16 protein-coding genes are annotated in these 22,180 nt (G+C 73.6%); 9 read left to right on the top strand and 7 right to left on the bottom strand.

All coding sequences use genetic code 11. The features are described from left to right. The first annotated feature begins 223 nt into the window (after nt 1–223). Both ACFZAT_RS16470 and ACFZAT_RS16475 read left to right on the top strand, forming a co-directional pair. Nucleotides 224–5,101 carry a DNA repair ATPase gene (locus tag ACFZAT_RS16470; RefSeq protein ID WP_391264890.1) on the top strand — a complete coding sequence of 1,626 codons (4,878 nt, stop codon included), beginning with the start codon at nt 224–226 and terminating at the stop codon, nt 5,099–5,101. Between the two features lie 30 nt (nt 5,102–5,131). Continuing rightward, nucleotides 5,132–7,060, top strand: coding sequence for an NAD-binding protein (locus ACFZAT_RS16475; protein WP_391264893.1), 1,929 nt, complete (start codon nt 5,132–5,134; stop codon nt 7,058–7,060). A gap of 48 nt (nt 7,061–7,108) precedes the next feature. Here the strand turns inward: ACFZAT_RS16475 and ACFZAT_RS16480 are convergent, their stop codons facing one another. Continuing rightward, nucleotides 7,109–7,507, bottom strand: coding sequence for a VOC family protein (locus ACFZAT_RS16480; protein WP_391264895.1), 399 nt, complete (start codon nt 7,505–7,507; stop codon nt 7,109–7,111). A gap of 182 nt (nt 7,508–7,689) precedes the next feature. Between ACFZAT_RS16480 and ACFZAT_RS16485 the strand changes: the two genes are divergently transcribed. The 3 genes from ACFZAT_RS16485 (at nt 7,690) to ACFZAT_RS16495 (ending at nt 9,944) form a co-directional block, all read left to right on the top strand. Beyond that, nucleotides 7,690–8,769 (top strand): CE1758 family FMN-dependent luciferase-like monooxygenase, encoded by a 1,080-nt coding sequence (locus tag ACFZAT_RS16485; protein WP_391264898.1) that lies wholly within the window; start codon nt 7,690–7,692, stop codon nt 8,767–8,769. Between the two features lie 2 nt (nt 8,770–8,771). After that, nucleotides 8,772–9,425 (top strand): CE1759 family FMN reductase, encoded by a 654-nt coding sequence (locus tag ACFZAT_RS16490; protein WP_391264900.1) that lies wholly within the window; start codon nt 8,772–8,774, stop codon nt 9,423–9,425. 96 nt (nt 9,426–9,521) lie between these two features. Then, nucleotides 9,522–9,944, top strand: a complete 423-nt coding sequence (locus tag ACFZAT_RS16495; RefSeq protein WP_161210193.1) for a universal stress protein — start codon at nt 9,522–9,524, stop codon at nt 9,942–9,944. Between the two features lie 56 nt (nt 9,945–10,000). On the opposite strand, the gene ACFZAT_RS16500 is transcribed toward ACFZAT_RS16495, so the two are convergent. Continuing rightward, nucleotides 10,001–11,122, bottom strand: a complete 1,122-nt coding sequence (locus ACFZAT_RS16500) for a MerR family transcriptional regulator (RefSeq protein ID WP_391264902.1) — start codon at nt 11,120–11,122, stop codon at nt 10,001–10,003. Between the two features lie 92 nt (nt 11,123–11,214). Continuing rightward, nucleotides 11,215–11,613, bottom strand: coding sequence for a hypothetical protein (locus ACFZAT_RS16505; RefSeq protein WP_391264904.1), 399 nt, complete (start codon nt 11,611–11,613; stop codon nt 11,215–11,217). Between the two features lie 121 nt (nt 11,614–11,734). Here ACFZAT_RS16505 and ACFZAT_RS16510 point away from each other — a divergent pair, with 121 nt between their 5' ends. Beyond that, nucleotides 11,735–12,625 carry a hypothetical protein gene (locus tag ACFZAT_RS16510; protein WP_391264906.1) on the top strand — a complete coding sequence of 297 codons (891 nt, stop codon included), beginning with the start codon at nt 11,735–11,737 and terminating at the stop codon, nt 12,623–12,625. A gap of 43 nt (nt 12,626–12,668) precedes the next feature. After that, nucleotides 12,669–13,622 carry an alcohol dehydrogenase catalytic domain-containing protein gene (locus ACFZAT_RS16515; protein WP_391264908.1) on the top strand — a complete coding sequence of 318 codons (954 nt, stop codon included), beginning with the start codon at nt 12,669–12,671 and terminating at the stop codon, nt 13,620–13,622. A 12-nt stretch (nt 13,623–13,634) separates the two neighbouring features. Here ACFZAT_RS16515 and ACFZAT_RS16520 read toward each other — a convergent pair whose 3' ends face one another. After that, nucleotides 13,635–14,042, bottom strand: coding sequence for a S4 domain-containing protein (locus ACFZAT_RS16520; RefSeq protein ID WP_391264910.1), 408 nt, complete (start codon nt 14,040–14,042; stop codon nt 13,635–13,637). Between the two features lie 266 nt (nt 14,043–14,308). On the opposite strand from ACFZAT_RS16520, the gene ACFZAT_RS16525 reads away from it, so the two are divergent. Further along, a complete protein-coding gene (locus ACFZAT_RS16525) occupies nt 14,309–15,706 on the top strand; it encodes a VWA domain-containing protein (RefSeq protein ID WP_391264912.1) in 1,398 nt (465 codons plus the stop codon). Between the two features lie 219 nt (nt 15,707–15,925). On the opposite strand, the gene ACFZAT_RS16530 is transcribed toward ACFZAT_RS16525, so the two are convergent. Together ACFZAT_RS16530 and aspS are read right to left on the bottom strand one after the other, a co-directional pair. Next, nucleotides 15,926–16,777 carry a L,D-transpeptidase family protein gene (locus ACFZAT_RS16530; protein WP_391264914.1) on the bottom strand — a complete coding sequence of 284 codons (852 nt, stop codon included), beginning with the start codon at nt 16,775–16,777 and terminating at the stop codon, nt 15,926–15,928. Between the two features lie 202 nt (nt 16,778–16,979). Further along, complete coding sequence (gene aspS / locus ACFZAT_RS16535; protein WP_391264916.1) at nt 16,980–18,761, bottom strand: aspartate--tRNA ligase; 1,782 nt, start codon at nt 18,759–18,761, stop codon at nt 16,980–16,982. Between the two features lie 151 nt (nt 18,762–18,912). Between aspS and ACFZAT_RS16540 the strand changes: the two genes are divergently transcribed. Beyond that, entirely contained in the window at nt 18,913–21,027 is a 2,115-nt protein-coding gene (locus ACFZAT_RS16540) for a SpoIIE family protein phosphatase (RefSeq protein WP_391264919.1), read from the top strand. A 52-nt stretch (nt 21,028–21,079) separates the two neighbouring features. On the opposite strand, the gene ACFZAT_RS16545 is transcribed toward ACFZAT_RS16540, so the two are convergent. After that, on the bottom strand, nt 21,080–22,144 hold the full coding sequence (locus ACFZAT_RS16545) for an AI-2E family transporter (protein WP_391264921.1): 1,065 nt from the start codon (nt 22,142–22,144) through the stop codon (nt 21,080–21,082). Nucleotides 22,145–22,180: the final 36 nt, after the last annotated feature.

The raw sequence follows: 22,180 nt of genomic DNA on the forward strand, positions 1-22,180 counted from the left end.
ACGTCCGCAGCCCGTACGCCTACACCGGCGCCCTCCGTCCTCAATCGCCGGACGGGCTGGGTGGGGCCCGGCCACCGCTCGGAACCGGCCGGCCGGGCGGACCTTCCAAGCCCGTCCGGCGATTGAGGACACCGGGACAGCACGTCCGATCCGGCCCGCAGATCAATGAAGCCCGTCCGGCGATTGAGGACACCGCCGCAAGCCACACCGCAAGGAGCACCCAGTGGACACCGTGACCGCCCCCGCCGCCGGGGACTACGACGTCCTGCGGCGCCGCCTCCGCACGCACGCCACCGAACTCGCCCGCAGGGCCACCGACCTCAACGCCCGCCGCACCGAGGCGTTCGGCGCCACCGGCCTCCAGCTGCTCGGCAGCGAGCAGATCCGGACGGACCGCCCCTCCACCCCCCGCGACCTCGTCGCGCTCGGCGGCGAGCTGCTGTTCGGCTTCGAACGCGGCCCGGGCCGACAGGACGCCCCCGCCGTGGACGACGTGCTCGCCCTGTACGCCGCCGACCTCACCCCCGGCACCGGCACCCCCCTCACCGACGCCTCCTTCGTCCGTGAATTCGACGGCCTGCACCGCTACTTCCGCGACGCCCGCCTGCTGCGGCTGCGCCGGACCGAGGGCCGCCTCCTGGCGGTCTTCCGTACCGGCGACACCGCCGAGGACATCCGGGTCCTGCGCTGGGCGCTCGACCCCGACGGCTCCCCCGGCGCGTTCCTGGACGCGCGCGGCGAGCGCGACCACGTCTTCCCGCCGTCGCACGACTTCACCTGGACGACCGCCGGCCGCGAGGCCCACGTCGCGGGCCGCCACCCGCACCTCGCCATCGGCTGCGAGGCCGAGCTGTACGTGGACACGCTGGGCGGCACGCTCACCGTGAAGACCGTCAACGACACGGAGACGCCGGAGGGGATCTACGAGGAGCCGGTCACCGAACCCCTCCAGTCGCTCGCGGACGCCGAGGTCGAGTACGCGGAACTGGGCCCGCTCGTGCTGCTGCGGGTCCGCCCGTACAAGGAGGAGGCGCGGCGGTACCTCGTCTTCAACGCGCTCCTGGGCACCGTCACCCGCCTCGACGGCATCGGCCCGGCCTGCCAACGGCTCCCGGAGGACCAGGGGATCATCTTCCCCGGCGGCTTCTACCTGACGACCGGCGAGGCCCGGACCTTCGACATCGCGCAGCCGCTCACCGACCCGGTCTTCGAGGAGGCCGTGCGCTCCCCGAACGGCGAGGACGTGCTGTACGTCTTCCGCTCCCGGCAGGACGGCCGCAGCCTGCTGCTTCCGTACAACGTGATCCGCCAGGAGGTCGCGACCCCGCTCCAGGGCCGGGGCCACGCCCTGCTGGACGACGGCACGCTGGTCGTGCTGCGCGATCCGGTGGAGGACGGCCCGGCACGCGTACACCCCTTGCAGCGCTGGCAGACGCCCTACCTCTCCGACACCTGCGCCGCGTCCCGCCCGGCGGGCGAAGGCCCGCTGGCCCGGGTCGGCAACGCCGACCTCGTGCGCGGGATCTCCGACTGCCTGGCCCTCGCGCACGCCGCGTCCAAGACGACGCCGACGGCCGCCGTCTACGACCGGCTGGTCGCCGACTGTGTACGGGCGGGCGACCGCTACCACTGGCTGGACGACGCCGGACTCGGCTCCCTGGCGGAGCCCCTGGGCGAGCTGCGGGAGACCGCGCGCCAGGTCGTCGCCGAGTTCGAGGCGGTCCAGGCCCTCACCCGGCAGGCCGCCGACGCGCTCACCGAGACCGCCGACCGCATCACCACACTGGTCCGCCGGGTCCGCGGCGAGGCCCCGCGCACCGCCGCCGAGTGGGTCGACCGGCTCACCGAGCTGCGCCGCGCACACGGCCACCTGACCACCCTCGCCGAGATGCGGTACGCGGACACCGAGCGCATCGCGGAGCTCACCGCGACCACCGCCGAGGACATCGAGGCGGCCGCCCGCCGCGCGGTCGCCTTCCTGGCCAGGGACGACGCCTTCGCCGGGTACCACGAGGACATCGCCCGCCTCACCGACGAGGCCGCCGAGCTCGCCACGGTCACCGACGCCACCGCGCTCGGGGACCGGCTGGCCGCCATGACGGACGGCCTGGGCACCGTCACGGACGTCGTCGCCGGGCTCGACATCGGCGACGGGGTGGTCCGCACGTCGATCCTGGAACGCGTCGCGGAGGTCCTGGGCGCCGTCAACCGGGCCCGCGCCACACTCGACGCCCGCCGCCGCGCGCTCGCGGACCACGAGGGCCGGGCCGAGTTCGCCGCCGAGTCCGCGCTGCTCGGGCAGGCCGTCACGGCCGCCCTGGCCGCCGCCGGCACTCCGGAGTCCTGCGACGAGCAGCTGGCCAGGCTGCTGCTCCAGCTGGAGAACCTGGAGGCCCGGTTCGCGGAGTACGACGACTTCCTGGCGGAGCTGAGGGAGCGCCGGACGGAGGTGTACGAGGCGTTCTCGGCGCGCAAGCAGGGCCTCCAGGACGAGCTGGCCCGCCGCACCGAACGCCTCGCGGACTCCGCAGCTCGGGTCCTGGAGACGGTCGCCCGGCGCGGCGCCGCCCTCCCCGACGCGGACGCCGTCCACACCTACTTCGCCTCCGACCCGATGGTCGCCAAGCTCCGCCGGACCGCCGAGGAGCTGCGGGCGCTCGGGGACACCGTGCGCGCGGAGGAGCTGGACGGGCAGCTGCTCGCCGCCCGCCAGGAGGCGGGCCGGGCCCTGCGCGACCGCGACGAGCTGTACGCGGACGGCGGGTCCGTGATCCGCCTCGGCCGCCACCGGTTCGCGGTGAACACCCAGCCGTTCGAGCTGACCCTCGTGCCGCAGGACGGCACGCTCGCGTTCGCCGTCACCGGGACCGACTACCGGATGCCGGTGGCCGACCCGGAGTTCGCCGCGACCCGCCCGTACTGGGACCAGACGCTGCCCTCCGAGTCCCCGGCGGTCTACCGGGGCGAGCACCTGGCGGCCCGCCTCCTCGACGAGCACGGCGCGGACCGCCTCGCCACCCTGGACGACGGCGAACTCACCAAGCTTGTACGGGAGTCGGCGGCGGCCGCGTACGACGAGGGGTATCAGCGCGGGGTCCACGACGAGGACACGACCGCGATCCTGGCCGCGTTGCTGCGGCTGCACGCGGGCGCCGGGCTGCTGCGCTTCCCGGCCGCCGTCCGGGCCGCCGCCCAGCTGTTCTGGGCCCATGGGACGGACGAGGCCCGCCGCACCTCCTGGACGCGCCGCGCCCGCTCGCTGGCCCGCGCCCGGGAGACCTTCGGGCTCGCCCCGGCGGTCACCGCGCTCCAGGAGGAGTGGGCGTCGGTGATCGGCGGCGAGGGTGCGCGGTCCGTCGCCGCGTACCTCTTCGAGGAACTGACCGGCGGGCCCGAGGGCTTTGTGACGGGCGCCTCCGTCCGGGCGTTCCTGGACAAGTTCCGGCACGCCACCGGCACACCGGCGTACGACGACGACCTCGCGGCCCTCGCGGACGACCTGCCCGCCCGGCGCCAGCTCGTGGAGGGCTGGCTCACCTCGTACGCCGAGGCGAGCGGCACGGAGCTCGACCCGGGCGACCTCGCGGAGGCCGTCGCCGTGGAGCTGTGCCCCGAGCCCCTGCTCGGCCGGTACGAGGCGGACGCGCCGCTCACCGAGACCGTCGACGGGCTCCTCGGCGTGCACCCGCGCATCGAACGCGGCCGGATCACCGTCCGCATCGATGAACTCCTTTCCCGGACCGAGGAGTTCCGTACCGCCCTCGTCCCCGGATTCCGCGCCTACCAGCGCCGCCGCACCGCCCTGGTCGCCGCCGAGCGGACCCGGCTGCGGCTCGACGACCACCGCCCGCGCGTGATGTCGGCGTTCGTGCGCAACCAGCTCCTCGACGAGGTCTATCTGCCGCTGATCGGGGACAGCCTCGCCAAGCAGCTCTCCACCGCCGACGCCGACCGCCGCACCGACTCGCAGGGCCTGCTGCTGCTCGTATCGCCGCCCGGCTACGGCAAGACGACGCTCATGGAATACGTCGCCGACCGGCTCGGGCTCGTCCTCGTCAAGGTCAGCGGACCGAACCTGGGCCACGACGTGACCTCGCTCGACCCCGCGCAGGCGGGCAGCGCGACCGCGCGCCAGGAGATCGAGAAGATCAACTTCGCGCTCGAAGCGGGCAACAACACGCTGCTCCACCTGGACGACATCCAGCACACCTCGCCGGAACTCCTCCAGAAGTTCATCCCGCTCTGCGACGCCACGCGCCGCATCGAGGGCGTACGGGACGGCCGGCCGCGCACCTACGACCTGCGGGGCAAGCGGTTCGCGGTGTGCATGGCGGGCAATCCGTACACCGAGTCCGGGGCGCGCTTCCAGGTACCCGACATGCTCGCGAACCGGGCGGACGTGTGGAATCTGGGCGAGGTGCTGTCCGGCCGCGAGGACACCTTCGCGCTGAGCTTCGTGGAGAACGCGCTGACCGCCAACCCGGTCCTCGCCCCGCTCGCCGGCCGCTCCCGCGAGGACCTGGCGCTGCTGCTGCGGCTCGCGTCCGGGGACCTGACGGCCCGCCCGGAACAGCTCGAACACCCCTACGCGCCCGCCGAGGTGGACCGGATCACCGCCGTGCTGCGCCATCTGCTGCGGGCCCGGGACACGGTGCTCGCGGTCAACTCCGCGTACATCGCGTCCGCCGCGCAGACCGACGCCACCCGCACCGAGCCGCCGTTCCGGCTCCAGGGCTCGTACCGCAACATGAACCGGATCGCGGAGCGGATCGCGCCCGTGATGAACGACGCGGAGCTGTCCGCCGTCGTGGACGACCACTACGCGGGCGAGGCGCAGACCCTGACCAGCGGCGCCGAGGCCGCGCTCCTGAAGCTCGCCGCGCTGCGGGGCACGCTCACGCCCGAGCGGGCCGAGCGGTGGGCGGCGCTCTGCTCCTCGTACGTCCGCACCCAGGCGCTGGGCGGGCCCGAGGGCGATCCGATGACCCGCGCGGTGGCCGCGCTGGGGCTGCTCGCGGACCGGATCGCGGCCGTCGAGACGGCGATCGGGCGCGCCGCCGACCCGCGCCATCTGCCGGCCGGGCCGCACGACGACCGCTGACCGTCCTCGATCAACGGAAGGGAGCAGGGCATGCTGGGTCACGTGTCCTTCCCCCAGCAACCCCAACCCTCCCCCTTCACCGGCCACATGGTCGTCTGCGGAGACGACGCACTCGCCCAGCGGCTCGCCGTGGAGCTGCGTTACGTGTACGGGGAGCGGGTCACCCTCGTCGTGCCGCCGGAGCCGGGTGCGGTCAGGCCGGACGAACCGCTGAGCGGGCGCGGGCGGGCGGCCGCGCTGTTCGGGCGGATGGCGTCCGCGATGAACCGCAACGGCGGAGGGCTGTTGCACGGCGCGGACGGGGACTCCCTCGCGGGCGTCGAGCCGGTGCGCATCCTGCAGGCGGCCGAGCCGTCCGACGAGTCGCTGGCGGATGCGGGCATCGCCCGGGCATCGGCGGTCGCCCTCGTCTACGACGACGACGAGCGCAACATCCGGGCCGCGCTGACCGCGCGCCGGCTCAACCCCCGTGTGCGGCTGGTGATCCGGCTCTACAACCGCAAGCTGGGCCAGCATCTGGAGACCCTGCTCGACCAGGCGGCGGCCGTCGCGTCCCCCGGGCTCGACCCGGCCTCGATCGACGCCTCCACCACCGTGCTGTCCGACGCGGACACCGCCGCGCCGGCCCTCGCGGCCACCGCGCTCGCCGGGTCGACGCGGGTCATCCGGGCCGAGGGCCTCTTCCTGCGGGCCGCCGAGCGCACCCCGCCGCCGGGCGGCCAGATCGCGAACCCCGGTCTGTGCACCCTGGCCCTCCTCTCCTCCACCACCCACGACCCGGCGGGCGCGGAGGGGTCCGACAGCAGCGGGGCGGAGGGGCCGCAACTACTGCCCGGACCCGCGGAGATCGCCGCCGCGACCGGGCGCGGCACGGTCGTCCTGGAGGCCGTCACGCAGTCCGGTCCGGCGGCCCCGAAGCCCCGGATGAGCGGGCGGAGCGCGCCGCTGAGCCAGTTCTTCTCGCGGCGGCTGCGGTGGTCGGCGCTGGGCGTCGGGCTGGCGGTGCTCGGGCTCGCGGTGGCGTCCTCGTTCACGACCGGCGACCATCCGCTGCACGCGGCCTACCTCACCCTGCTCGACCTGTTCGCGATGGGCGACCCGGCGATCGGTGAACCGACCGCCCGCCAGGTGATCCAGATCCTCTCCGGCATCGCGGGCCTGATGCTCCTGCCGCTGCTGGTGGCGGGGGTCCTGGAGGCGTTCGGCTCGCTGCGCAGCGCCTCCTCGCTGCGGCGGCCGCCGCGCGGGCTCTCCGGGCACGTGGTGCTGCTCGGGCTCGGCAAGATCGGCACCCGGGTCCTGGTGCACCTGCGGGAGCTGGGCATCCCGGTGGTCTGCGTGGAGGAGGACCCGGACGCGCGGGGCATCCCCCTCGCCCGGCGGCTGCACGTGCCGGTGGTGCTCGGTGACGTCACGGACGAAGGGGTGCTGGAGGCGGCCAAGATCGGCCGCTCCCGGGGGCTCCTCGCGCTGACCAGCGTCGACACGACGAACCTGGAGGCGGCGCTGTATGCCAGGTCCCTCAAGCCCAGGCTGCGGGTGACGGTCCGCCTCTTCGACGACGAGTTCGCCACGGCGGTCTACCGCACGCTGCGCACGGCGCACCCGCAGGCGATCACCCGCTCCCGCTCGGTCTCCCACCTGGCGGGCCCGTCCTTCGCGGTCGCCATGATGGGCCGGCAGATCCTGGGGGCGATCCCGGTCGAGCGCAAGGTGCTCCTGTTCGCGGCAGTGGAGGTGGGCGGCCACCCCCAGCTGGAGGGCCGCACGGTGGACCAGGCCTTCCGCGAGGGGGCCTGGCGCGTCCTGGCCCTGGACGTGGCCCCCGGTTCCCTCGTCTGGAACCTCCACCCGGGCTACGTGCTGCGCCCCACGGACCGCGTCATCATCGCCGCGACGCGCCGCGGCCTCGCGGAGCTGCTGGGACGGCGCCGCCGCACGAGCCCGTCCGGCGTGTGAGACCCGGGGCGCGCCGTGCCCTCGGGCGCCGGACCGGCTGGGTACGCGCTACGGGCGCCAGCCCCGGCGGCACAGGACCAGCCGGTATCCGTCCGGGTCCTCCACCGTCACCCCCCACTCGTTCCAGTACGGGTTCGGGGAGGCGACCCTCGTACCGCCGCGGGCGAGCAGCCGGGCCACCAGGTCCTCCGGGACCGGGCCGTCCAGGTACAGGACGAGCAGGTCCTCCTCGGTGGGCCGGGGGGCGACGTGCCCCCGTGTGAGCTCCAGATGCCAGGGGGCATCGGGATGCCCCACCATGAGAAGGTCATGCGTTCCCGGCTCCCGCCCCGCATCCGCGCGGAAGAGGACCGTCAGCCCCAGCCCCTCCACCCAGAACCGTTCGGCGGCGCCGAGATCGCGGGAGGGACGGGCGAGGCGGACATGCGTCTCGGCGGTGAATGACACGGGGGTCCCTTCGTCGGGCGGGCGCGTGGCTGCGTTGCCGCAGCGTACGAGGGCCGCCGGGCCGCACGCATCGGCCATCGGACCTGGTCCCCGGGTCGGAAGGAATACCCCGCCCCCGCCCCCCGTTGTACGGGGCGTCGGATAGTTCAAGATTCAACAATAGCGACCAGGAGGCGGACGCCATGCAGTTCGGGATCTTCACCGTCGGGGACGTCACCACCGACCCCACCACCGGTACGACGCCGAGCGAGCACGAGCGGATCAAGGCCACCGTCGCCATCGCGCGGAAGGCCGAGGAGGTCGGGCTCGACGTCTTCGCGACCGGTGAGCACCACAACCCGCCGTTCGTCCCCTCGTCACCGACCACCACACTCGGCTTCATCGCGGCGCAGACCAAGAACATCGTCCTGTCGACCTCGACCACGCTGATCACCACCAACGACCCGGTGAAGATCGCCGAGGACTACGCCACGCTCCAGCACCTCGCGGACGGCCGCGTGGACCTGATGATGGGGCGCGGGAACACCGGCCCGGTGTACCCCTGGTTCGGCAAGGACATCCGCCAGGGCATCCCGCTCGCCATCGAGAACTACGCCCTGCTGCACAAGCTGTGGCGCGAGGACGTCGTGGACTGGGAGGGCACGTTCCGTACGCCGCTCCAGTCGTTCACCGCGACCCCGCGGCCCCTGGACGGCGTGCCGCCGTTCGTCTGGCACGGCTCCATCCGCTCGCCGGAGATCGCCGAGCAGGCCGCGTACTACGGCGACGGCTTCTTCCACAACAACATCTTCTGGCCCATGGAGCACACGAAGAAGATGGTGCGGCTGTACCGCCAGCGGTACGCGCACTACGGTCACGGCACCGCCGAGCAGGCGATCGTCGGCCTCGGCGGCCAGGTGTTCATGCGGAAGAACTCCCAGGACGCGGTACGCGAGTTCCGTCCCTACTTCGACAACGCGCCGGTCTACGGCCACGGGCCGTCGATGGAGGACTTCACCGAGCAGACCCCGCTGACCGTCGGCTCGCCCCAGGAGGTCATCGAGCGGACGCTGTCCTTCCGCGACGCGGTCGGCGACTACCAGCGTCAGCTGTTCCTGATGGACCACGCCGGACTTCCCCTGAAGACCGTGCTCGAACAGCTGGACATCCTCGGCGAGGAGGTCGTCCCCGTACTGCGCAAGGAGTTCGCCGCGCTGCGCCCGGCCGGCGTCCCCGAGACCGCGCCACTGCACCCCGCCCACGCCGCCACGAAGGAGAGCTGACCGTGTTCGCCACCGAACCCGTGAGGATCGTCGCCGTATCGGCGGGCCTCAGCAACCCGTCCTCGACCCGGCTGCTGGCCGACCGGCTGGCCGCCGCCACCCGCGAACGGCTCGACGCCACGCAGGACCGCCCGGTCGACGTCCGGGTCGTCGACCTCCGCGACCTGGCCGGGGACATCGCGAGCCACCTGGTGTCCGGCTTCCCGCCGCCCGCCCTGGAGGACGCGCTCGCGGCGGTGACGGGCGCGGACGGCCTGATCGCGGTCACGCCGGTGTTCACCGCCTCGTACAGCGGACTGTTCAAGTCGTTCTTCGACCTGGTCGAGAACACCGCGCTGACCGGCAAGCCGGTGCTCGTCGCCGCCACCGGCGGCACGCCCCGGCACTCGCTGGTCCTGGAACACGCGATGCGTCCGCTCTTCGCCTACCTGCGCGCCGTCACCCTGCCGACCTCGGTCTACGCGGCGTCGGAGGACTGGGGCGCGTCCGGCGACGAGTACACCGAGGGCCTGCCCGCCCGCATCCGGCGCGCGGGCGGCGAGCTGGCCGACGCCGTCAGCGGCGGCCGGGCGGTCTCCGGCGCGTCCAGGACGCCCGGGCTCGACGACGAGGTGGTCCCGTTCGAGCAGCAGCTCGCGGCCCTGCGCACGGCCTGACCGCACCCACGGAGATCGCCGTTTCGCCCGTTTTGACTAGAGTCGTACGGGAACACGTGATCCGAGCACAACCGCGGAACCGAGCTGGAGGCAGAGATGGGCAGGATCGTGGTGGGCGTCGACGGCTCCGAGTCGTCGGTCAAGGCACTGCACTGGGCCGTACGCCAGGCGGAACTGACCGGTGACACGGTGGAGGCCGTCAACAGCTGGGAGTACCCCGCCACCAGCTGGGCGTCGATGATGCCGGGCCTCCCGGAGGACTTCGACCCCCAGGCCATGGCCACGGTGTCGCTCACCGAGACCCTGGAGGAGGCGCTGGGCGCCCAGGGCGCCGCCGCCGTCAGCAAGGTCGTCGTGATCGGCAACCCGGCACAGGCCCTGCTGGACCGGGCGGAGGGCGCGAACCTACTGGTCGTGGGCGCGCGCGGCTACAGCGGCTTCAAGGCGACCCTGCTCGGCTCGGTCAGCCTGCACGTCACCCAGCACGCCTCGTGCCCGGTGACCGTCGTCCGCAACTGATCCGGTACGCAGGGGAGGGCCCCGCACCATGCGTGGTGCGGGGCCCTCCCGCGTACTCACAGCTCCACGACGTCCGCCACCGCACACGCCACGTTGTCCGGCGCGCCGGCCGCCTCCGCCAGCCCGATCAGCGCGCCCACGGCGGTGGACGGCCCGTCCGCCCCGGCCAGCACCCGCGCCAGCTCCCCGCCGTCGACCACCGCCGACAGACCGTCCGAGCAGAGCAGATAGCGGTCGCCGGGCAGCGCGTCCCGCACGTCCACATCGGGCCCGGAGCCGTACGGGCCGTCCCCGGCCAGCACCTTGAGGAGCATGGCGCGCTGCGGGTGCGAGAACGCCTCCTCCTCCGTCAGCGAACCGTCGTCGATCATCGACTGGACCAGGCTGTGGTCGTGCGTGATCCGGAACAGCTCGCCCCCGCGCAGCAGATAGGCCCGGGAGTCCCCGATGTGCACGAGCCCCAGCCGCGATCCCGTCCACAGCATCGCCGTGAGCGTCGTGCCGGACTCCTCCGGCGCCGTGCTCCCCGCCACCGCGTCCCGCACCGCGAGCGCCGCCCGCTCCGCCGCGTCGTGCAGGGTGTTCAGCAGCTCGCCCGCCGGCACCGCGCCCGGCGCGAGCGGCTTCAGGGCCTCGATCGCGGCCGTGCTGGCCCCCGCCCCGCCCGCGCCGAACCCGTCGGCGACCGCGAGCAGCCGGGCACCGGCGTAGACCGCGTCCTGGTTGGTCTCGCGCACCGCGCCCGTGTCCGTCCGGGCCGCGTAGCGGATTCCGAGTGTGCCCACCGATGTCATGACGTCCTCCGTCGACAGCTGGTCGATGAGGAAGGCCGCGAGATCACGGCGGGCCGCCGTCTCCGCCTCGACGCGCGCCCAGTACGCCCGGATCGCCGCGGCGGCCGCGCCGGAGTCCAGCGCGATCACCTCCCTGATCCGGGCGAGCGGCATCCCGATCCGGCGCAGCCAGGCCACCAGCCGGGCCGCCCGCACCTGCGCCGGGTCGTAATACCGGTAGCCGTTCACCGGATCGACCAGGGCCGGCGGAAGCAGGCCGAGCTCGTCGTAGCGGCGCAGCGCCTTCGCGGAGAGCCGGGACAGCCGGGCGAACGCCCCGATCGTCACCAGCTCCGCGCCGGGGCCCCGCCCCTGCCCGTCCTCCGTCACCGCACGCCTCCTCATACCGGGCGGACTTCCCGCCCCGGCACACTCGATCCTTGGCCTTCCCCCATGGAGAAGGTCAAGGATCGTTGACGTGCGGGTGGGCGCGGGCGTCACTCCCGCGTATAGAAGTAGTAGTACGCGGCTAGCAGTCCGCCGGCTCCGAGGACCAGCCCGAGCACCGACGCCGCCAGGATGCTCGCACCGGACAGGCTGTAGAGGAAGCCGATCGAACCCCCGGTCAGCACCCCGTACGCGGCGGCCCGCAGTTCGCGCGGCAGCCGGTTCTGGATGCGGCCGAGCCCGAAGCAGAGCACCGCGAGGACGGCGCCCGAGACCAGCCCGAGGGCCAGCCGGGTGCCCGTGAGGACCCCGCCGCCGCGGACGATGGCGGTCGCGTAGCAGCCCATGATCACGCCCAGCGTGACCGGGATCGCCCAGCTGAGGACCGGGCGGTGCCGGGCGGGCATCGCGTGCCTCCCGCGTGCCGGCACCGAAGCTTGTGCGGCCATGGCAGAGAGCTCCTTCCGTCACCCCCGCTTTCCCTCCAGAGCACACCTGGTCGGGCCGCCCGGCAACTCGGATGGCCCATGGCCCGGGGCGCCCCGGCGCCATCCGGGATTCCCTGGAGGGGTGCGGACGTATCTCTCGGTGGCCCTGTCGGCGGTACTGCTGGTGCTGCTGGCCGTCCTGGTGCCGCTGAGCGCGCTGTCCGCCTGGGTCGACCTGGAGATCGACGACACGGACCGTTACGTCTCCGCCGTCGCCCCGCTCGCCGACGACCCGGCGGTGCAGTCCACCGTCGCCGACCTGATCACCGACAACGCGATGAAGCAGATCGACGTCGGACCGCTCCAGAGCACCGTGCGCGATTTCCTGCACCAGGCCGTGAAGTCCTTCACCACCACGGAAGCCTTCCAGGATGCCTGGACCGCGGCCAACCGCACCGCCCACGAGACGGTCACCGCCGCGCTGGACGGGCAGAGCGGCGAGAGCGTCACCATCGACCTGGCGCCCGTCACGGAGCAGGTGAAGCAGAACCTGGTGGACAACGGGGTGCCGTTCGCCGACCAGATCCCCGTCCAGCACACCGACATCCAGCTGGTCTCCGCCGACCGCGCCGACCAGCTGCGGCAGAGTTTCCGGTGGCTGCGGACCGCGAGCGTGTGGCCCGCCGTCGGGACGCTCCTGTTCGCGCTGCTCGCCGTCGCGATCGCCTGGCTGCGCGGCGGGCCCGGCCGCCGGGCCCGCACCCTGGCCACGCTGTCCGGCACCGCCGTGGCCGGAGCCGGCTTCGCGCTCGGCGCGCTGGTGCTGCGGGGGCTGCTGGCGCTGGCCCGCGACCGGGTCCTCGACGAGGTCCCGGACAGCGACACCGGCGCCGCCGCCGCGGTCTTCGACGCGCTGACCTCCTCGCTGCGCACCGCGGTGTGGATCGTCTTCGGCCTGGGCCTGGCCGTCGCGGTGTGCGCGGTGGCGGCCCGGATCTGGGCCCAGCGGGTGCTGCCGGCCCCGGCGGAATGACGCGGCCGCTCCCGCCGGAGCGGCCCGACTGGGAGGTGTACGGATGCGAGCCATCGCCGTGAGCGCGCTGCGGGCCGACCCGGTGCTGGTGGAGCTGCCCAAGCCGGAGCCCCGGCCCGGCGAGGTCCGGGTGCGGGTCGAATACGCCTCGCTCAATCCGCTGGACTGGCAGGTCACGGACGGGTCCGCCGGTGAACTCGCCCCGGCGCCCCAGACTTTCCCGTTCGTCGTCGGCCTGGACTACGCGGGCCGTGTCGACATGATCGGTGGCGGCGAGAACCGCTTCCGGGTGGGAGACCCGGTGTTCGGGCGGGCGGATGTGGCCGACGCATGCGGCTCGTACGGGGAATACCTGTGCGTGGAGCAGGACTCCGCCATCACCCTCGTCCCGCGCGGTCTCACCTCACGCGCCGCCGCCGCGCTGCCGTCCGCCGGGATGGCCGCCGCCCAGATCCTGGAGGCGGTCGCCCTGCGCGGCCACGAGACCCTGCTGGTCGTCGGGGCGGCGGGCGGGGTCGGCTGCTGTCTGACCCAGCTCGCCCGGGCGCGCGATGTCCGGGTGATCGCGGCGGTGCGCGGTGACGAGCGGTCCAGGATGGGGTCGTTGGGCGCCGTCGCCTCGGTGGACCTGACGGACGGCCCGCCCGCCGATGCCCTGCGGAAGGCCTGCCCGGACGGCATCGACGCGCTCGCCGACCTGGCGTCGGCGGCCCCGGACGCGTTCGCGGCGTACGCGGCGGCGGTCCGGCCGGGCGGCATCGCGCTCTCGGCCCGGGGCGCCGCCGCCGGGGCCCGGCTGCCCGAGGGCGTCGGGGGCGTCGACTTCCGGCTCGACCCGAGCCCGGTCCTGCTGGACGTGCTGGCGGCGGGCGCGGCGGACGGCATCCTGCGCGTGCCCGTCGACGTGGAACTGCCGTTGGAGGAGGCGCCGTCGGCCCTGGCGCGCAACCGGGCGGGCGGGGCGCGCGGCAAGACGGTGATCGTGCTGCACCGCTGACGCGCGGCGCGGCTACTCCGCGGGGTCTGGGCCCGTTCCGCGCAGCCGGTCCATCTCGCGGCGGTCCCGCTTCGTGGGCCGCCCCGCGCCCCGGTCGCGTACCGGGACCTGGATCGCGGTCTCGCGCGGCGGCGGGGGCGGGCTGTTGTCGATGAAGCACTCGGCGGCCACGGGCGGGCCCACCCGCTTCTTCACCAGCTTCGACACGACGACGACCCGGTCCCGGCCCGCGTGCCGGAGCCGTACCTCGTCGCCGACGCGCACCGACTGCGCGGGCTTGGCGCGTTCGCCCGCGACCTTCACATGACCCGCACGGCAGGCGGCAGCGGCCTGCGCCCGGGTCTTCGTGAGCCGGACCGACCAGATCCAGACATCGACCCGGACGCTGCCCTCCGCCTGCGGAGTCTCACCCGAAACCATGCGCCCGACTCTAGGCGGTGGTCAGGACGGTACGCTCCCGCGTCAACTCGACGCCTACGCGGTGCAGGTGAAGTGGGGGCACCGTGAACGCCCGTACAGGGCCTCAGGACTCGGTCCGGGCTCGGTTCGCTCTCGGTTGTCCCACATGCGGGCCGTGCCGTCGAACGGCCTTATCCGGCCGCTAACCTTACGTATCCGCCCTGGCCAGGGATCAATTCCCGCAGTACGGACATTCATCGCACCCAACTCACGCGAAAGGCTCGCCCATGGGCATTCGGAGCTTGCTGCGCAAGGTGTTCGGCCGTGACCGCACGGAACAGGACGACCCGACGACGGCCACGGTCCCGCCCCAGGGCGCGCACACGAGTGCCACGGAGCCGGAGCCGGACGAGGCGCCCGTCAGGATCTCGGTCCCCGCCCCCGCGTCGTCGGACGACGACACGCAGACGGCCTCGTCGGACGCCAAGGCGTCGGACCTGGTGGCCGCGGCCTTCGACAACCCGGCCACGCCCACGGTCCCGGCCCAGGGCAAGGGCCCGGACGCGGTGGCGCCGGAGGCGCCCGGGGCAAAGGCGCCGGTGACGGCCGCCGAGACCGCCGAGGCGGAGGCCCCCGAGCCCGTCGCGGAGGCCGAGGCGCCCGAACCGTCCGCCGTGGCCGAGGCCCCCGAGCCCGTCGCGGAGTCGGAGCCGGTCGCCGAGACCGCCGCCCCCGTGACGGAGCCGGAGGCGCCCATCGCGGCCCCCGAGCCGGTCACGGCCACCGAGACCCCCGAGCCCGAGCCGGTCATCGCGAGCGAGACCCCGGAGCCGGAGCCGGTCGCCGAGCCCGAGCCGGTCGTGGCCCCCGAGCCGAAGGCGTCCGCCGAGCCGGTGGCCGCGCCGGCCCCTGTCGTGGTCCCCGAGCCGGAGGCCGCCGCCCCCACGCCGATCGTCATCGACATGGACCCGGAACCCGAGGCGGCCCCGGCCGCCCTCGCCGCCCCGGGCAAGCCCGCGCTCAGCCTCGCCAAGGTCAAGGCGCGGGCCCCCGAGCTGGCAGGGGCGTACAAGGCGGCGCAGGCCGGGCTGAAGGCCCACGGGCTGACCGGGCTGCGCGCCACGGTCTACCTGGTCCTGGACCGCTCCGGCTCCATGCGCCCGTTCTACAAGGACGGCAGCGCCCAGCACCTGGGCGACCGCACGCTCGCGCTCGCCGCGCACCTGGACGAGAGCGCCACGGTGCGGGTCGTGTTCTTCTCGACCGACATCGACGGCACCGGCACGGTGGAGCTGGACGGCCACGAGGGCCGGATCGACGCCCTCAACGCGGGCCTCGGCCGGCTCGGCCGGACGAACTACCACCGCGCGGTCGAGGAGGTCGTCGCGCACTACGAGGCGTCCGGCTCGACCGGTCCCGCGCTGGTGGTCTTCCAGACGGACGGCCCTCCGGACGTCCGGCAGACCGCCCGCCAGGCGATCGACGCGGCGGCCCGGCTGCCGCTGTTCTTCCAGTTCGTCGCGTTCGGCGAGGCGGACGCCAAGGGCTTCGACTTCCTGCGGAAGCTGGACGCCCCGAACACCGGCTTCTTCCACGCGGGCCCCGCCCCCCGGGAGATCCCGGACGCCACGTTCTACCGCGAGCTGCTGGCCGCGCTCCCCGCGTGGGTGGCCGCGCGTTCCTGAGACGCCGGCAGACGTACGGTCACGGCGAGCCCGCCCCCGGGGCCCGGCACCGCCGTGACCGTGCAGCCCCGGGTTGTCCGCCGCGTCCATGACGGGCCCGGTGTTGCGGACCTTCCAGCAGGCCGCCGCCGGGACCACCGACACGACACCGCGCCGGCCCGGCAGGTTCGCCACCCGCCGGCCCGGCGGCAGCCGGTTCCGCGCACCGGACAGGGACGCTCAACGACCCAGCGACTCCGCGTCCCCCATCACGATGACGGGCTCCATGGCCGGGTCGAGGGCGCCCAGGAGTTCCTTCATCCGGTCCTCGGTGACGGAGACACAGCCCTGGGTCGGTCCCCCGTGGTCCACGTGCACCCAGATCCCGCCGCCGCGCTCCTCGCCGAGGGGGCGGGCGTGGTCGAGCGGGGAGGTGCCGGGGACGCGGTTGTAGTCGATGGCGACGACGTAGTCGAAGGAGCCCTCCAGCGGTTCCCCGTGGAACCCCTCGCCCGCCACACGGAAGTCCGGGCTCAGGTCGTACGGCAGGGCCGTGTCCGGGGGCGCGAGGCGGCCGCCCGCCGCGGTCAGCGTGAAGACTCCGACCGGTGAGCGCAGATCGCCCTCCCAGTGCTCGTCGGTCCAGCCGTTGAGGGCGTTGTGGGCGGGCCAGGGGCCCAGCGAGGCTCGCCAGCCCGGCCCGGCGGGCCCGTCCCGGGTGTAGAGGACGGCGGTCGACCGGTTGTCATCCACCGAGTCGCCGGTCACCACGAACGCCTGCCGGGCCGTGGCCGGGACCGCCGCCCTGGTCTTCGGCCCGAGGCCGGGCAGCTCCGCCGGCTGCGGCGAGGCGGCCGGCGGCGACGGAACGGGCAGCACGGACGACGGCACCCCGGCGGGGGATGCGGCGGCGGACGCGGCGGCCCCCGGCGGCCCCGGCACGCCGCTGCCCCGAGCCTGATCCGTGGCGCCCCCGCTCATCTCCGTACCGGCGAAGCCACCCGCCCCACAGCCGGCGAGCAGCGCGAGCAGGACCAGGGAGCAGACGACGTGCGGCAGGCGCAGGGGTGTGCGCGAAGGGGGCACGGGCACGGAGGGCTCCTCAGCAGTGGATGCGCCGATGTCGGCCCAGCCAGTCATTGCCGCCCGCGTCACCGCCCAATCCGGGGCCGACCCCATCCGGCCGTAGGCGTTCAGGTGATTCGTGTGCTTAATCGGAACCGTTGGGGACGCGTCACGCGAACAGCCCCCGACCAGTGGCGGCCGGGGGCTGTTTCACGTGAAACGGGCGGAGCTACTTCTGCGCGTCCTTCGCCGGCGCGGCCGGCTTGCGGAGCTGGATGTTGAGCTCGCGGAGGCGGGTCTCCTCCAGGACGGTGGGCGCGCCCATCATCAGGTCCTGCGCGTTGCCGTTGAGCGGGAAGGCGATCGTCTCGCGGATGTTCGGCTCGTCGGCGAGCAGCATCACGATGCGGTCGACGCCCGGGGCGATGCCGCCGTGCGGCGGGGCGCCGAGGCGGAACGCCTTGAGCATGCCCGCGAACTCGCGCTCCACGGTCTCGCGGTCGTAGCCGGCGATCTCGAACGCCTTGATCATCAGCTCGGGCTCATGGTTCCGGATGGCGCCGGAGGACAGCTCGATGCCGTTGCAGACGATGTCGTACTGCCAGGCGAGGATGTCCAGCGGGTCCTTCTCCTCCAGGTCCTTCAGACCGCCCTGGGGCATCGAGAAGGGGTTGTGGGAGAAGTCGATCTTGCCGGTCTCCTCGTCCTTCTCGTACATCGGGAAGTCGACGACCCAGCAGAACCGGAAGACGCCCTCCTCGAAGTGGCCGGCCCGCTTGGCGGCCTCGACGCGGACGGCGGACATGATCTTGGAGACCTCGTCGAACTCGCCGGCGCCGAAGAAGACGGCGTGGCCCGGGACGAGCGAGAGGCGCTCGGTGAGCGTCTTGACGTCGGTCTCGGTGAGGAACTTGGCGATCGGTCCCGCCAGCGTGCCGTCCTCGCCGACGCGGACCCAGGCGAGGCCCTTGGCGCCGTGCTGCACGGCGTAGTCGCCGAGGCCGTCGAAGAACTTACGGGACTGGCCCGCCGTGTCCGGCACCGGAAGGGCGCGGACGTGCTTGCCGGCGAACGCCTTGAACTCCGAGTCCGCGAAGACGTCGGAGATGTCGACCAGCTCCAGCTTGGCGCGCAGGTCCGGCTTGTCGTTGCCGTACTTCAGCATCGACTCGCGGAACGGGATGCGCGGGAACGGCGAGGTGACGTGGCGGCCGTTGCCGAACTCCTCGAAGAGCTCGGTCATCAGCTTCTCGATCGGCCGGAAGACGTCCTCCTGCTCGACGAAGGACATCTCGACGTCGAGCTGGTAGAACTCGCCGGGCGAGCGGTCGGCGCGGGCGTCCTCGTCGCGGAAGCAGGGCGCGATCTGGAAGTAGCGGTCGAAGCCCGAGATCATCAGCAGCTGCTTGAACTGCTGCGGGGCCTGCGGCAGCGCGTAGAACTTGCCGGGGTTCAGCCGGGACGGGACGACGAAGTCACGGGCACCCTCGGGGGAGGTCGCGGTGAGGATCGGCGTCGCCATCTCGTTGAAGCCGAGGGCGACCATCTTGGAGCGGATCGCGGCGATCACGGCGGAGCGCAGCATGATGTTGCGGTGCATGCGCTCGCGGCGCAGGTCCAGGAAGCGGTACTCCAGGCGCCGCTCCTCGTTCACGCCGTCCTCGGCGTTGATCGTGAAGGGCAGCGGGCCGGCCTCGCCCAGCACCTCGACCTCGGAGACCTCGATCTCGATCTCGCCGGTCGGCAGGTCCGGGTTGACGTTGTCGGCGCCGCGCGCGGAGACCTTGCCGTCGATCCGGACGACGGTCTCCTTGGTGAGCTTCGCCAGGGCCTCGTTGCCCGGGGTGCCGGGGCGGGCGACGAGCTGCACGAGACCGTAGTGGTCGCGCAGATCGATGAAGAGGATGCCGCCCAGGTCTCGGCGATTGTGCAGCCAGCCGCTCAGCCGGACGTCGGTGCCGACGTCAGAGGCGCGGAGCTCGCCGCAGGTGTGGGACCTGTACCGATGCATCGTCGTTCATCCAGTCTTCGCGGTTGGGGGAAATTCAGCCCTCCCAGGCTACCGCCCGCGACCGGAGCGTTTCATTGTCATTGTCCGCGCCAAGATCGTCCGCGGACCGGCACCCGTGCCCTCGCCACGCATGCCGGTTTAAAGTGGGGCAATGCGCACCGAGGATGTGCTGGCCGCGACCGCGACCGGGCTGTGGCGCTGGGACAACGGAGCCGGGACGGTCACGCTCGACGCGGAGGCCGCCCGTCTCCTTGAGCTGCCCGCCGAGCCCGGCGTCTTCCGCGAGTCGGAGGTCCGCTCCCGCTTCCACCCCGTCGACTGGAACGAGATCGCCGGGGTGGTCGGCCTTGCCGTGGCGGAGGGCACCCTGGCCGAGGCCCGGCTGCGCATCGTGGACGGCAGCGGCCGGGTCCTGCGCATCGTGCGCAGCCGCTCCAAGCCGGTCCCGGCCGGCGAGGGCCGCGAGGACTACGTCCTCATCGGCACGCTCCAGGAGGTCGCCGAGCCCCCGCCGGGCACCGCCGGGACGCACACCGCCATCACCGGCGACTGGCGGCGCTCCCGCGAGGCGTTCCTGCTGGACGCGGGGCGGGCCCTGGCGGAGGCCGGGTCCACCACGGAGGTGCTGCGGGTCGCCTATTCGCTCTCCATGCCCGGCTTCTCGCCGGACGGCCTCGCGGTCTTCGGCGTCGAGGGCGAGCGGCTGACGGTCGTCGGGCAGCACGGGCACTCCCTCAGCGACGAGGGCCCCTTCACCGACATGCCGCTGGACACCGACTACCCGGCCACCGAGGTCGTCCGGACGGGCCGGGCGATCTATCTGCCCACGCCGGAGGAGTACCGGGCCCGCTACCCCGCCACCTGGCCGCTGGCCCAGCGGTTCGGGCGCCGCTCCTGGGCCTTTCTGCCGCTGATCGTGTCCGGGCGCACGATGGGGACCTGGATGGCCGGCTTCCGGCACCCGGTGGCGTTCTCGCCGGACGAGCGGTCGGTGCTGACGACCGTGGCCCGGATGCTCGCGCAGGCGCTGGCCCGGGCGGGCGCGGCGGACACCGAGCGGGAGCTGTCGCTGGGCCTCCAGCGCACGATGATGCCGTCGCTGGGCCCGGGCATCCCGGGCATGACCGTGGCGGCGCGCTATGTGCCGACCGGCGGCGGCCTCCAGGTGGGCGGCGACTGGTACGACCTGATCCCGCTGCCCAGCGGCCGTATCGCCCTCGTGATCGGCGACGTCCAGGGCCATGACGTGCGGGCGGCGGGCCTCATGGGCCAGCTCCGGATCGCTCTGCGCGCGTACGCCTCCGAGGGACACCGCCCCGACGCGGTGCTGGCACGCGCCTCACGCTTCCTCTCCGGCCTCACCGACCCGGGCGAGGACGACGACTCCACGGCCGCGCGCTTCGCGACCTGCCTGTACGCGGAGGCGGACCCGAAGACCGGTGTGCTGGACATCGCGCGGGCCGGGCACCCGGACCCGGTGGTGATGACCGCCGACGGCACCGCCGTCATCCGGCAGACCGAGGGCGGGCTGCCGCTGGGCGTCGAGGCGGACGCGGACTATCCGACGACCCGGTTCGTGCTGGAGGCCGGGGAAACGATCATGCTCTGCACGGACGGGCTGATCGAGACGGGCGGCCACGACCTGGCCACCGGCTGGGTCCGGCTCCGGCCGATCCTGGAGCGGCACACCGGCGACCTGGAGAAGCTGGCGGACGCCTTGGTGCAGGCGGTGCACGGACCGGGCTCGCACTACACGACCGGGCCGCTCGCGGACCGGCGCGAGGACGACGTCGCGGTGCTGCTGCTGCGACGCGAGGGCTCCGTCACCTCCTCGCCCGCACCCCGGCGGACCGCGCTGTCCATCGCCCAGGCCGAACCGGAGCGGATCTCCACGGCCCGGCAGCTGCTGCGGGAGCTGCTGCACGACTGGGCGGACGCGGACCAGGTCGACGCGGCGGTGCTGCTGCTCTCCGAGGTCGCCACGAACGTCCTGGTGCACACGGACGGGGACGCGCTGATGGTCGCCCAGGCGACCGGGACGCCGGGCGAACGCTGTCTGCGGGTCGACGTGTCGGACGGCAGCGACGAGCTGCCGCACAAGCGGCGGCCCGGCGAGATGGCCTCCAGCGGCCGTGGCCTGGTGCTGATGGAGATGCTCGCGCACAAGTGGGGCGTCGATCCGCGGGGTGCGGGCAAGTCGATCTGGTTCGAGCTGAACGAGGCCGAGCACCCGGAACCGGACTTCCCCGGCCTGGACCTGGACTAGCCGATCATGGCCGGGTCCGCGAGCCCGGCATGTTCCAAAGGAAAGACCCTCGTCAGCCGTCCTGAGCCTCCGGCGCGGCCCGCCCGCCCTTGCGGAGTTCGCCGATGATGCCGAAGGCCGCCGCGCAGAGCGGGACCGCGAGCAGCATCCCGAGGATGCCCGCGACGCTCGCGCCCGCCGTCAGGGCGATGAGGATCATCGCGGGGTGCATCTGGACCGTACGGCTCTGGATCATCGGCTGCAGGATGTGGCCCTCCAGCACCTGGACGGCGAGGACCACGCCGAGCGCCCAGAGCGCGATCGCGAACCCCCGGTCCGCGAGGGCCACCAGCACGGCGACGGCACCGGAGATGAACGCCCCGAGGTACGGGATGTAGGCGCCGACGAGGACCAGCGCGCCGAGCCCCACCGCGCCCGGCACCCGCAGGATCAGCAGCCCGACGGTGATGCAGACCGCGTCGATCAGGGCGATGAGCGTCGTCCCGCGCATGAAGCCCTCGACGGCCTCGAAGGCCCGCCGGCCCATCGCCTCGACCATGTCGCCGGTGCCGCGCGGGGCGAGGGAGTGCGCGAGGTTCGCGGCGCGGTCCGCGTCGCGCAGGAAGAAGAAGGTCAGCAGCAGGGCGAGGACGCTGGTCGCGACGAGGGAGCCGAGGACGCTGATGCCGGTGAGCAGCCCGCCCGCGGCGGTGGCGCCGAACTTCTCGACCAGCTTGCGGCCGCTGGCCTCCAGGTCGTTCACATCGATGTCGTCCGCGACCTGGGAGTGGTCGACCACCCACTGTCCGGCGTCCTTCAGCGACTGGACGATCTGGTCACCGGTCTCGACCAGCGCGGCGACGACGATGTAGCCGGCGCCGCCGACCACGGCGAGCAGGACCGCGCAGGTGACCGCGGCGGCCAGCGAGCGGTTCACCCCGTGGGTGGTCATCCGGCGGTGGACCGGGCCGAGCAGCGCCGTACCGAGCAGGGCGAGCAACACGGGGGTGACGGCGGTCTTGAGGATGATGCACAGCCAGACGGCGACGGCGGCGACACCGGTGACCAGCAGGACGACGCCGCACCAGGCGGCGGTCCGCCGGGCACCGTCGGGCAGGAGTGGCTTCGGGGTCTGCACCCTGCCAGCCGATCACGGCCGGGCAGCGGTGTCCCG

The organism is Streptomyces sp. NPDC008163, from assembly GCF_042956885.1.
In the GTDB taxonomy this organism is placed as follows: Bacteria; Actinomycetota; Actinomycetes; order Streptomycetales; family Streptomycetaceae; genus Streptomyces; species Streptomyces drozdowiczii_A.

Coding starts and splice junctions, on each gene's coding strand:
- ACFZAT_RS16475 (WP_391264893.1), top strand. CDS start 5,132: ATGCTGGGTCACGTGTCCTTCCCCCAGCAACCCCAACCCTCCCCCTTC.
- ACFZAT_RS16485 (WP_391264898.1), top strand. CDS start 7,690: ATGCAGTTCGGGATCTTCACCGTCGGGGACGTCACCACCGACCCCACC.
- ACFZAT_RS16495 (WP_161210193.1), top strand. CDS start 9,522: ATGGGCAGGATCGTGGTGGGCGTCGACGGCTCCGAGTCGTCGGTCAAG.
- ACFZAT_RS16500 (WP_391264902.1), bottom strand. CDS start 11,122: ATGAGGAGGCGTGCGGTGACGGAGGACGGGCAGGGGCGGGGCCCCGGC.
- ACFZAT_RS16505 (WP_391264904.1), bottom strand. CDS start 11,613: ATGGCCGCACAAGCTTCGGTGCCGGCACGCGGGAGGCACGCGATGCCC.
- ACFZAT_RS16515 (WP_391264908.1), top strand. CDS start 12,669: ATGCGAGCCATCGCCGTGAGCGCGCTGCGGGCCGACCCGGTGCTGGTG.
- ACFZAT_RS16520 (WP_391264910.1), bottom strand. CDS start 14,042: ATGGTTTCGGGTGAGACTCCGCAGGCGGAGGGCAGCGTCCGGGTCGAT.
- ACFZAT_RS16525 (WP_391264912.1), top strand. CDS start 14,309: ATGGGCATTCGGAGCTTGCTGCGCAAGGTGTTCGGCCGTGACCGCACG.
- aspS (WP_391264916.1), bottom strand. CDS start 18,761: ATGCATCGGTACAGGTCCCACACCTGCGGCGAGCTCCGCGCCTCTGAC.
- ACFZAT_RS16540 (WP_391264919.1), top strand. CDS start 18,913: ATGCGCACCGAGGATGTGCTGGCCGCGACCGCGACCGGGCTGTGGCGC.